At 61.8% G+C, this 11,006-nt stretch carries 9 protein-coding genes; 6 read left to right on the top strand and 3 right to left on the bottom strand.

Annotated elements, in window-relative coordinates; all coding sequences use genetic code 11:
* Nucleotides 1-5 precede the first annotated feature (5 nt).
* Both GCN74_RS09580 and GCN74_RS09575 read right to left on the bottom strand, forming a co-directional pair.
* Nucleotides 6-368, bottom strand: coding sequence for an STAS domain-containing protein (locus tag GCN74_RS09580; RefSeq protein WP_099667758.1), 363 nt, complete (start codon nt 366-368; stop codon nt 6-8).
* A gap of 7 nt (nt 369-375) precedes the next feature.
* On the bottom strand, nt 376-1,266 hold the full coding sequence (locus GCN74_RS09575; RefSeq protein ID WP_226938959.1) for an STAS domain-containing protein: 891 nt from the start codon (nt 1,264-1,266) through the stop codon (nt 376-378).
* Between the two features lie 225 nt (nt 1,267-1,491).
* Here GCN74_RS09575 and GCN74_RS09570 point away from each other — a divergent pair, with 225 nt between their 5' ends.
* The 5 genes from GCN74_RS09570 (at nt 1,492) to GCN74_RS09550 (ending at nt 7,211) form a co-directional block, all read left to right on the top strand.
* On the top strand, nt 1,492-1,905 hold the full coding sequence (locus GCN74_RS09570) for a hemerythrin domain-containing protein (protein WP_152256458.1): 414 nt from the start codon (nt 1,492-1,494) through the stop codon (nt 1,903-1,905).
* A 33-nt stretch (nt 1,906-1,938) separates the two neighbouring features.
* Nucleotides 1,939-3,135, top strand: a complete 1,197-nt coding sequence (hmpA, locus tag GCN74_RS09565) for an NO-inducible flavohemoprotein (protein WP_152256457.1) — start codon at nt 1,939-1,941, stop codon at nt 3,133-3,135.
* A 131-nt stretch (nt 3,136-3,266) separates the two neighbouring features.
* Nucleotides 3,267-3,575: a DUF485 domain-containing protein gene (locus tag GCN74_RS09560; RefSeq protein ID WP_152256456.1), complete on the top strand. Its 309-nt coding sequence runs from the start codon at nt 3,267-3,269 to the stop codon at nt 3,573-3,575.
* Nucleotides 3,572-5,257: a cation acetate symporter gene (locus tag GCN74_RS09555; protein WP_152256455.1), complete on the top strand. Its 1,686-nt coding sequence runs from the start codon at nt 3,572-3,574 to the stop codon at nt 5,255-5,257. The genes GCN74_RS09560 and GCN74_RS09555 overlap by 4 nt, the downstream gene beginning before the upstream one ends.
* Nucleotides 5,258-5,408: 151 nt before the next feature.
* The gene (locus GCN74_RS09550) at nt 5,409-7,211 is read left to right on the top strand and encodes a hypothetical protein (protein ID WP_152256454.1); all 1,803 of its coding nucleotides are present in this window, start codon (nt 5,409-5,411) and stop codon (nt 7,209-7,211) included.
* Between the two features lie 91 nt (nt 7,212-7,302).
* Here the strand turns inward: GCN74_RS09550 and GCN74_RS09545 are convergent, their stop codons facing one another.
* On the bottom strand, nt 7,303-7,764 hold the full coding sequence (locus GCN74_RS09545) for an RrF2 family transcriptional regulator (RefSeq protein WP_152256453.1): 462 nt from the start codon (nt 7,762-7,764) through the stop codon (nt 7,303-7,305).
* Nucleotides 7,765-8,122: 358 nt separating this feature from the next.
* Between GCN74_RS09545 and ppc the strand changes: the two genes are divergently transcribed.
* The gene (gene ppc / locus GCN74_RS09540; protein WP_226938958.1) at nt 8,123-10,876 is read left to right on the top strand and encodes a phosphoenolpyruvate carboxylase; all 2,754 of its coding nucleotides are present in this window, start codon (nt 8,123-8,125) and stop codon (nt 10,874-10,876) included.
* The last annotated feature ends 130 nt before the right edge of the window (nt 10,877-11,006 follow it).

Here is an 11,006-nt window from a genome sequence, read left to right as displayed (position 1 = left end):
CCCCGTCATGCGCACGCGCCGCCCCGTTCCAGCAGCTTGATCCCCCGCTCCACGTTCAGGGCCGTGCTCACGCCTTCCAGGGTCAGCCCCAGTTCCACCAGGGTGATGGCGACGGCGGGCTGCATGCCCACGACCACGGTGCGCGCGTCGAGGATTTTTGCCATCGCCGCCGTGTTGCTGATCATGCGGCCGATGAAGGAGTCGACGATGTCGAGCGCGGAAATGTCGATCAGCACGCCCGTGGCGCGGTCCGTCACGATGCGCGTGGTCAGGTCGTCCTGCAGGGTCATCGCCAGGCGGTCATGCATGTCCACCTGGATCGTCACCAGCAGCAGCCGGCCCATGCGTAAGATGGGGATTCTTTCCATAGGCGCCTCAGTGCTGCTGCGGGTAGGTGATGCTGGAGCCCGTGCGCTTCAGGGCCACGACGAAGGCGTCGGCCAAGGTGGCCTTGGTCATCACGTCTTCCAGGTTCACGCCCAGGTGCACGATGGTTTGCGCGATCTGCGGGCGGATGCCGCTGATGATGCAGTCGGCGCCCATCAGGCGCGCGGCGGCGATGGTTTTCAGCAGGTGCTGTGCCACCAGGGTGTCGACGGTGGGCACGCCCGTGATGTCGATGATGGCGATCAGGGTGCCCGTGTCGACGATCTTTTGCAGCAGGCTTTCCATCACCACCTGCGTGCGGGCGCTGTCGAGCGTGCCGATCAGGGGCAGGGCCAGCACGTTTTGCCACAGCTGCACCACGGGCGTGGACAGTTCCAGCAATTCCTGCTGCTGGCGCAAGATCACCTGTTCGCGCGCCTTCTGGTAGATGGCGATGGTCAGCAGGCCCAGTTCGTCGAACAGCTTGCTGGTGCTGACGATGGCGTCGCCCAGCTGCTGCGGCTGGGCCGTGATTTCCTTGCGCAGATAGGTAAACAGCGGCTCCTTGAGGGAAAACATGAAGCTGGCCGTGTCGATCGGCGAATAGCCCTGGCGCACGCGCGACTGCGATATTTCAGCGAGCAGCTGGCGCGTGTCGTCCCAGGCGCCGCCTTCGATGTCGAACGAGTCGCCGCTTTCCAGCGCGCCTGCCAGCAGCGGCAGGAATTGCGAGGCCTGCTGGCGCAGCTCGTTTTCGGCGATCTTGTCGCGCCGCACCAGGCGGGAGATCAGGCCGGCCATCCAGCCGTCCAGCAGTTCCGTGTGGTGTTGGCTGATGATGTCGGCCAGTTGTTGCGCCTGGCCCGTGCCCGTCTTGACCGTGTCCGTCTTCATACTCATGCTCATCCTTGGCTGGAGTGGAGGGTGCGGCGCGGCCGCAAGCGGGCACGCGCTGTGATGAATAAATTATAGGCAGGCGTGGCCCTGGCTTGTGTTCTGTGCCGCACATAGTGGCGCAATCGGTGCATATTTCCGCAAGAGACTGTCGCCATTTAAAGATGTATGTTATTTGCATGTTTAAGCAAATTCCGCTACACTGAATGCACTCAACAAGAGAAACACGCCATGAATATCGACAAATTCAAACAGCAGCACCTGGCCATCCTGGCCGCCATCGATGACTTGCGCCAGCTGGCGCGCGGCGGTGTTGCCGCGCAGGCGCAGGCCATAGCCGAACAGATCATTGCCATGAGCGGCTTGATCAAGCTGCACCTGGCCGTCGAGCAGCGCTATCTGTATCCGGCCGCGCAAGCGTGCGGCGTGGCCAGGGTCGCCCAGCTGGGCCGCCAGTACGAAGACGAGATGCACGGCATCGCGGGCGCCTACCTGGATTTTGCGGGCCGCTGGAATACGCCCGTGCGCCTGGCTGCCGAACCGGAAGCGTTCCGCAGCGAAGCCAATACCGTGCTGCACGCGCTGTTCCAGCGCATGCGGCGCGAAGACCATGACCTTTATCCCGCCATAGAATCTCTCGCCTGAGACCGCTTACTGATAGATACACAGGAGTTTTACATGCTGACCAAAGAACAACGCGCCATCATCACGGCCACCGTGCCCATCCTCGAGCAGGGCGGCGAAGCGCTGACCCGCCATTTCTACAAGAACCTGTTCCGCGACCATCCGCAAGTGCTGCCGTACTTTAACCAGGCGCACCAGCACAGCGGCGACCAGCAGCGGGCGCTGGCCAATGGCGTGCTGATGTATGCCAAACATATCGACCGGCTCGAAGCGCTGGGCGACCTGGTGGCCACCATCGTCAACAAGCACGTGGCCCTGCAGATTCGCGCCGAGCACTATCCGCTGGTGGGTGCCAGCCTGCTGCAAGCGATCCGCGAAGTGCTGGGCGCCGAGGTGGCCAGCGACGCCGTCATCGACGCCTGGGGCGCGGCCTACGGCCAGCTGGCCGATATCCTGGCCGGCGAAGAAGGGCGCATCTACAAGGCGCAGGCGGCCGCTCCCGGCGGCTGGAGCGGCGCGCGCGACTTTACCGTGCGCAGCAAGACGGTGGAAAGCGGCGAGATCACGTCCTTCCTGCTGGCGCCTGCCGATGGCCGGCCCGTGCTCGACTTTGCGCCAGGTCAATACATCGGCGTGCTGGCCACCGTCGATGGCGTGCCCATGCGCCGCCAGTATTCGCTGTCGGCCGCCAGCAATGGCCAGACGTACCGCATCAGCGTCAAGCGCGAGGAGGGCGGCAAGGTGTCGAATTTCTTCCACGACCGCGTGCAGGCGGGCGACACCGTGCAGCTGACGCCGCCATCGGGCGACTTCGTACTGACCGAGAGCGACAAGCCGCTGGTGCTGATCAGCGGCGGCGTGGGCATCACGCCCACCCTGGCCATGCTGACGGCGGCCCTGCGCGGCAAGCGTCCCGTGCATTTCATCCACGCGGCGCGCAACCGCGGCGTGCATGCGTTTCGCGCGCAGATCGACGCACTGGCCGCCCAGCATCCGCAACTGCAGCGCTATTACTGCTACGCGGAACATGGCGGCGAACACGATGCGCCGGGCGCCGCCGCGCCGGACGCCGTCGGCCTGCTGAACAAGGAGCAGCTGGCGCACTGGCTGCCGGCCTCGCGCGACGTCGATGCCTACTTCCTGGGACCGCAGCCGTTCATGCGGGCCGTCAAGCAATACTTGCGCGAACTGGGCGTGCCGGAACAGCAGACGCACCATGAATTCTTCGGACCGGCCGCCGCCTTGAATTGACGGTACCGATTGCCGCGTGTTGTCCCGGCGAGAAAAAACCGCTGGCGTAAGGGGCGGGTAAGCCTCGCGCTGTACTGTGAAGCCAAGCTCGAAAACAAAAGAGCAGCTTTTACATAACAGGAGGCAACACAATGCATGACGATCTGGTTCAAAAAATCAAGGGCGACCCCAGCTACCATCAGCTGGTCAAGGTGCGCTCCCGCTTCGGCTGGGCGCTGACGGGCCTGATGATGCTGGTGTACTACGGCTACATCCTGCTCATCGCCTTCAACAAGGAATTCCTCGCCTCGAAAACGGGCGCCGGCGTGATGACCTGGGGCATGCCGATCGGCCTGTTCGTCATCGTGTTTACCGTGCTGGTCACGGGCATCTATGTGCGCCGCGCCAACCAGCAATTCGACGATCTGAGCAACGCCATCCAGGCACGGGTGCAAGCATGAGCGGCACCCCATCGACGCAACGCACATTTGCCTGCCTGACAGCGCTGGCCTTGCTGGCGGGCGCCAGCAGCAGCGTGCTGGCGGCCGGCGCCGACCTGGGCCAGGCAGTCAAGCAGCCCACCAACTGGACGGCGATCATCATGTTCGCCGCCTTCGTCATCTTCACCCTGTTCGTCACCAAGTGGGCGGCCGCGAAGACCAAGTCGGCCTCCGATTTCTACACGGCGGGCGGCGGCATCACGGGCTTTCAGAATGGCCTGGCCATCGCGGGCGACTATATGTCGGCCGCCTCCTTCCTCGGCATTTCCGCTGCCGTTTTCCTCAATGGCTACGATGGCCTGATCTATGCCATCGGTTTTCTCGTCGGCTGGCCCGTCATCACCTTTCTGATGGCCGAGCGCCTGCGCAACCTGGGGCGCTTCACCTTTGCCGACGTGGCCGCCTACCGCTTCAAGCAGGCGCCGATCCGCATTTTCTCCGCGTCCGGCACCCTGGTCGTCGTGGCCTTCTACCTGATCGCGCAGATGGTGGGCGCGGGCCAGCTGATCAAGCTGCTGTTCGGCCTCGAGTACTGGATCGCCGTCGTGCTGGTGGGCACGCTGATGATGATTTACGTGCTGTTTGGCGGCATGACGGCCACCACCTGGGTGCAGATCATCAAGGCCGTGATGCTGCTGGGCGGCGCCAGCTTCATGGCCATCGCCGTGTTGGCGCAATTTAACTTCAGCCCGGAAGCGCTGTTCGCCAAGTCGGTGGACGTACATGCCACCAAGGAAGCCATCATGGGTCCCGGTTCCTTCATCAAGGACCCGATCTCCGCCATCTCGTTCGGCATGGCGCTGATGTTCGGCACGGCCGGCCTGCCGCACATCCTGATGCGTTTCTTCACCGTGCCCAGCGCCAAGGAAGCGCGCAAGTCCGTGTTCTGGGCCACCACCTGGATCGCCTATTTCTATATCCTGACCTTCATCATCGGCTTTGGCGCCATCGTGCTGGTGAGCACGAATCCTGAGTTCAAGGATGCGGCTGGCAAGCTGCTGGGCGGTAACAATATGGCGGCCGTGCACCTGGCCAAGGCCGTGGGCGGCAATGTCTTCCTCGGCTTCATGTCGGCCGTTGCCTTCGCCACCATCCTCGCCGTCGTGGCGGGCTTGACACTGTCCGGTGCGTCGGCCGTGTCGCACGATCTGTACGCCACCGTCATCAAGAAGGGCAAGGCCACGGGCGCCAACGAATTGAAAGTGTCGCGCGTGACGACGATCGTGCTGGGCATCATTGCCGTGGTGCTGGGCATTGCGTTCGAGAAGCAGAACATCGCCTTCATGGTGTCGCTGGCCTTTGCCATCGCCGCTTCGGCCAACTTCCCCGTGCTGTTCATGTCGGTGCTGTGGAAAGACTGCACCACGCGGGGCGCCACCATCGGCGGCTTCCTGGGCTTGATCACGGCCGTGGCGCTGACGGTGGTGTCGAAGTCCGTGTGGGTGGACGTGCTGGGCCATGGCGAAGCGCTGTTCCCGTATGCGTCGCCGGCGCTGTTCTCGATGACGGCAGGCTTTGTCGGCATCTGGCTGTTCTCGGTGCTCGACAAGAGCCCCCGCGCGCGCATCGACCGCGCCGGCTACGAAGCGCAGCAGATGCGTTCGGAAACGGGCATCGGCGCGGCAGGCGCCAGCGCGCATTGAGCATGTAGCATCGCTCTGCACCTGGAACACCCCTTTCGCAGGGGTGTTTTTTTTGCCTGCGATTTGCATGATCGGGCCAGCCGGTGTACGCTCGCCCAAAGAAGGTCCGCTTGCTGTTGTTACTGTCATTAAGTGCAACTTGAGAGAACCAATGAAGCACACATACGCGGTAAAAAGACAGGATGGCGGGGAGCGTTTGCGCGCCTCCGGCGCTGGCCCCGGAGCAGGGCAGCTGGCCGCGGCATTCCATTCCGGCAGCGAACGGCCGCAAGCCACAGGCTCGCGTAAATGGCGGGGCATGGCGGATGGGGCTGGCGGTGCGCGTAGGCATGCCATGCACGGCATGGCCGATCAGGCCCGCGTGCAGGACCTGCTGGCCAGGGCCGGACAGGGCAGGCTGCGCGATGGCGAGGTGGAAATGACGCAGCGGCCCGACGTCGGACCCATGTCGCTGCGGCATCTCGCACAATCGCTGGAAGCGACGGCCACTGCACCTGGCAGGCCGGTGGCCGACGCCTTGCAATCGGGCTCGGCCAGCATCGGCAATGGGCGGGTGCGGCTGCCGGGCATCGGCGGCGCAGGCGATCCGGCGGCGATCGCCCATCAGCTAGGCGTGCTTCGTCCGCAGGCAACGCGCATCGTGCCTGTGCCGAACGGGCGCTTCGAGGTCCAGGCAAAGCTCAACCCCTGGGTGTCCGTGGCGACGGGGCGCGCATTGCCGGAATTGGACGATGTGCTGGACCCCAATGTCGTCGACCCGCAGCAACAGCATAAGGATGGCGATAAACATCCGATCGAGCTGGGCGTGGAATGGCGTAGCGTGGTCCCCCAGCCCCTGCCATTGCAACCATACGATTCCGAAAACACGTATGGCGGATTCATGCAGGCGCTTGCCGCCGTCGATGGGTCGGATATGAAAGCAAAAGACAAGCAGGCGGAGAAAGTGCGCCTGCTGTCTGACTTTTACCATCAGCTGAAAAGCTTGTCAGCAGCGCAATTGCAGGAAATTGGAAGCCTGCTTGAAAAAGATATCAATACGCATGAGGCTAGCGATACGCTTGACAAGGCATATGCGGAAACCCGGCTGGTCTACAAAACATGGCATCTGCCAGGGCATATTTCAGGGTCAACCGGCCTGGGAGTGTCGAAATTAGACGGGAAAGAGCTTGTGGGCGCCGATAACCTCAAGACCGTGCTCGACCCCGAGAAATTCAGGCATTACAAGGAACAAATGAAACTGCCCGGGTCGAAATTGCCATCGCTTGGCGCCGCTCCATCCTCATTACTCTATCCTGATCAACCTAATACTGTTTTTTTTAAGGGACGCGGCACGGCTGCCGCCCTTTTGCCCGAAAATCTGAATGCCGGATTCGCCGCTTACAATGAGGCATCCAAATCCTTACTTCGAGGGAAGACAAGCGAAGAATTGGCAGGCGAATTCAGCAAACTTCATTACCATGCCAAAAAGATGCGGGCCAGCGTGACGCGGCCGGTGTTTTTTAATAAAGAAGATATTCAATCGAATACGGAGGCCTTTGAGCACCGAGATAAATTGGATGACCGCTCGCATGTACGTAAAACGCATAGTGACTTGCATGCAGATCACAATCCATTAAGGCAAAGCTTTGACCTTAAACTGGCCGATCCATTCCGGACCAACGCTATTTTTCATCAGACATTCTCACTGCATTCAAGAGCAAGCTATGGTGAATGGAATGAAATGGTTGTCAAATACAGAAAACAAGGGCATATGGCGGGCCTCTACCAGGAGATCAGGGAGTGGGTGCCCGGGTTGGCGGATTACCCTGGAATCATTGGCAATTTAATAGACAGCGGGAAATTCAATGCGGAGTATGCGCAGGCGACTGCCGTGAAAGATGACGATCAAAAAATAGAGCCAGAAAAGCAGGAAGCACAGAAAAAGCAGGAAAAGTCGAAAAAGAAGAAAAAGTAAGCGTGCTCCGGCGCGCAGCCCCCTCACCGCGATGCAACGTGGCGCATAGCGGGCCTGTCGCCTGTCCGGACTGCTTGCCTGGTCCAGGCACTTATTGCGTATTTTCCACATGCAGGCGGATCACGCCCGCCATCGGTGCTGGCGCATTGCCAGCCGGTTCCAGGATGGCTGCCAGGGTCACCGTGTCGAGCACGGCCAGGAAGGCGGCCGTGGCCTGGCCCAGCTTGGCCTTCAGCAGGCAATCGGGTGTCAGCGGGCAAGTGTTGTTTTCCTTGTTAAAACATTCCGCCATAAAAAAATCGCTTTCCGTCTCGCGCACCACGGTGCCGATATTGATCTCGGCCGGGTCGCGCGCCAGGCGCAGGCCGCCATTCCTCCCACGCACGGTTTCCACGATGCCGGACAGGCCCAACTGGTGCACCACCTTCATCAAGTGATTCTTCGAGATGGCATGCAGGTCGGCAATGTCCTGGATGGTCACGAGGCGGTCGCGGTGCACGCCCAGGTACATCAGGGTGCGCAGGGTGTAGTCGGTATAGGCAGTCAGTCGCATCGGTAGTCGTGTCGGTAAAGATGTGGATTACATCCTTGTTTCAGCCGTCAGCATACAGGAGAGTAGCTTGCCGCAGCGGGTCTGCTGCGCATTTTCACGCCACATTTCAGCCTCGAAAGGAAAAAGTTGATTGCCTTCCGATCAAATGCGTAGTAAATTTTCATATTGTTGCCACGGTAAATAGCTTGCAAGCCCGTTATAACCCTTTGAGCATGGACTTTTCTGATGGAAATCAAGAGGATGGTGAAACAATAAGGTAAATTTACTACAAATTGGATGATGAGCGCTTCCCGGGACGGGGAGCGCGTACGACGCAATCTGTGCGGTGCCGCCGTGGCCGCTCCAGGAAATGAATACCATGCAAATGAATGAAGTGAAAGACGAGCTGCTGAGCAGCGATATCCGCCAGCTGGGCCGTCTCTTGGGCGACGCCATCCGCAACCACCTGGGCGACCCCGCCTTCGAACGTATCGAGCATGTGCGCCAGCTGGCCATCCGTTTCCGCCGCGACAATGATGAAGCGGCGCGCGCGCAGCTGTCCGCTGCGCTGCAAGCGCTGTCGCAGGAAGAAAGCACGCAATTGACGCGCGCTTTCAGCTATTTTTCGCTGCTGGCCAATATTGCGGAAGACCAGCACCACATCCGCCGCACGCGCGCCCATTTGATCGCCGGTTCGCCGCCGCGCCAGGGTAGCCTCAGCCATGCTGTCGGCAATGTGTTCGACGCGGGCAAGGCCGATGCGCTGGAGACGTTCTTCGACGATGCTTTTGTGGGCCCCGTGTTCACGGCCCATCCGACGGAAGTGCAGCGCAAGAGCATCCAGAATTGCCAGATGGCCATCGCGCGCCTGTTGAGCGAGCGCGACCGCGTGCAAATGACGCCGGAAGAGGCGGAGCAGAACGAAGAAGCGCTGGGCCGCGGCATCGTCACCCTGTGGCAGACGCGTTTGCTGCGCACGAGCAAGCTGTCCGTCATGGATGAAGTGGCCAATGGCCTGTCGTTCTATGACCACACGATCCTGCGCGAACTGCCGAAACTGTATTCATCGCTGGAAACCATGCTGGCCCAGCGCGATGCCCGCTGGGAAGATGTGGAATTACCCAACTTCATGAAAGTGGGCAGCTGGATAGGCGGCGACCGCGACGGCAATCCGTTCGTGACGGCCGACATCCTGCGCAGCACCTTGCAGACGCAGGCCGACAAGGCACTCGATTTTTACCTCGGTGAATTGCGCAAGCTCGCTTCGCAACTGTCGCTGGCGCAGATACTCAATGGCTGCAGCGAACCGCTGCGCGCGCTGGCCGAGCGTTCGGCCGACGCGTCGCCGCACAGGGTCGACGAGCCGTACCGGCGCGCCTTGCACGGCATCCATGCGCGCCTGGAAAACACGCGCGTCGTGCTTTCAGGCAAGGGCAAGCAAGCCGACGGCGTGCAGCCCTACGCAGCGGCTGCCGAGCTGCTGGCCGACCTGGACGTGGTCCAGCATTCGCTTGTCAGCAATGGCTTGCGTGCGCTGGCGCGGGGCCGGCTGCGCCAGCTGCGCCGCGCCGTCAAGGTCTTCGGTTTCTCGCTGGCGCCGCTGGACTTGCGCCAGAATTCCGACGTGCACGAGCGCGTCGTGGGCGAACTGTTCGCGGGCGCCCAGCCGGGCCTCGTTTACCTGGACCTCGATGAGGAGCAGCGCATCGCCTTGCTGCTGGCCGAGCTGCAGTCGCCGCGCCTGCTGACGTCGCCGTATGCGCAGTATTCGGAAGAAACCACGTCCGAACTGGACATCTTCCGCGCCGTGCGCGAAGCCCACGTCAAATACGGCCAGGAATCGGTGCCGAACTGCATCATCTCAAAGGCGGACAGCGTCTCGGACTTGCTGGAAGTGGCCTTGCTGCTCAAGGAAGTGGGCCTGCTGCGCCAGGACAGCCGCGCAGTGGACGTCAACATCATCCCCCTGTTCGAAACCATCGACGACTTGCGCGCCGGTCCCGCCATCATGGCGCGCGCCTTCGGCCTGCCGTTCTACCGGGGCTTGCTGGCCTCGCGCGCGGACCAGCAGGAAGTCATGCTCGGTTATTCGGACAGCAACAAGGACGGCGGCTTCCTCACGTCCGGCTGGGAACTCTACAAGGCCGAGATCGAGCTGGTGAATGTCTTCAAGGAGCACCGGATCAAGCTGCGCCTGTTCCACGGCCGGGGCGGTTCCGTGGGCCGCGGCGGCGGACCCAGTTACGAAGCCATCCTGGCCCAGCCGGCCGGCGCCGTGCAGGGCCAGATCCGCCTGACGGAGCAGGGCGAAGTCATCACGGCCAAGTATGCGAACCCGGAAGTGGGGCGTCGCAACCTGGAAGTGCTGGTGGCCGCCACCATCCAGTCGACCCTGCTGCCGCAGGCGCAGCTGCAGCCGAAGGCCTCGGCCGGCGCGGGCCACCTGGCCGCCATGGAAGAGCTGTCCGGCACGGCCCTGAACGCCTACCGCGACCTCGTCTACGGTACGCAAGGCTTCGAGCAGTATTTCTGGGAATCGACGGTGATCGCGGAAATTGCCGCACTGAACATCGGCAGCCGTCCCGCCTCGCGCAAGAAATCCACGTCCATCGAAGACTTGCGCGCCATTCCCTGGGTCTTGAGCTGGGCGCAATGCCGCTTGATGCTGCCGGGCTGGTTCGGCTTCGGCTCCGCCGTGCAAGCCTATCTGGCCGCCCACCCGGCCGGCGGCGCGGACGTGCTGCGCGGCATGTACACGGATTGGCCTTTCTTCACGTCCCTGCTGTCGAACATGGATATGGTGCTGGCCAAGAGCGACATCGCCATTGCCGGCAAGTATGCGGAACTGGTCAAGGACAAGGCCTTGCGCGACGCCATCTTTACGCGCATCCGCGCCGAATATGCGGCCACCCTGGACGCCCTGAAACTGATCACGGGCCAGGAAGAGTTGCAGCAAGCCAATCCGCTGATGCAGCGCTCGATACGCAACCGTTTCCCGTACATCGACCCGCTCAACCACGTGCAGGTGGAGTTGCTGAAGCGCTTCCGCGAGGGCAAGCAGGATGCGGCGGCGCGCACGGGGATTCATTTGTCGATCAATGGCATTGCGGCGGGGTTGCGCAACAGCGGTTGATTCTTTTTAACCCGACAACAAATGCTGGGGTCGTACCCTCAGGGTACGACCCCGGTTTTTGCACTTGGGTGGAGAAATAGTGGCTACCTTTTTGGGTCAGTCACTGCGTGACCGGAATGCGCCCCACTAG

Source organism: Janthinobacterium sp. FT14W (assembly GCF_009208755.1).
GTDB classification, from domain to species: Bacteria; Pseudomonadota; Gammaproteobacteria; order Burkholderiales; family Burkholderiaceae_D; genus Janthinobacterium; species Janthinobacterium violaceinigrum.
Note: the sequence above shows the minus strand (reverse complement) of the source record. Positions and strands in the feature narration are given on the sequence as shown.

Coding starts and splice junctions, on each gene's coding strand:
- GCN74_RS09580 (WP_099667758.1), bottom strand. CDS start 368: ATGGAAAGAATCCCCATCTTACGCATGGGCCGGCTGCTGCTGGTGACG.
- GCN74_RS09575 (WP_226938959.1), bottom strand. CDS start 1,266: ATGAGTATGAAGACGGACACGGTCAAGACGGGCACGGGCCAGGCGCAA.
- GCN74_RS09570 (WP_152256458.1), top strand. CDS start 1,492: ATGAATATCGACAAATTCAAACAGCAGCACCTGGCCATCCTGGCCGCC.
- hmpA (WP_152256457.1), top strand. CDS start 1,939: ATGCTGACCAAAGAACAACGCGCCATCATCACGGCCACCGTGCCCATC.
- GCN74_RS09560 (WP_152256456.1), top strand. CDS start 3,267: ATGCATGACGATCTGGTTCAAAAAATCAAGGGCGACCCCAGCTACCAT.
- GCN74_RS09555 (WP_152256455.1), top strand. CDS start 3,572: ATGAGCGGCACCCCATCGACGCAACGCACATTTGCCTGCCTGACAGCG.
- GCN74_RS09550 (WP_152256454.1), top strand. CDS start 5,409: ATGAAGCACACATACGCGGTAAAAAGACAGGATGGCGGGGAGCGTTTG.
- GCN74_RS09545 (WP_152256453.1), bottom strand. CDS start 7,764: ATGCGACTGACTGCCTATACCGACTACACCCTGCGCACCCTGATGTAC.
- ppc (WP_226938958.1), top strand. CDS start 8,123: ATGCAAATGAATGAAGTGAAAGACGAGCTGCTGAGCAGCGATATCCGC.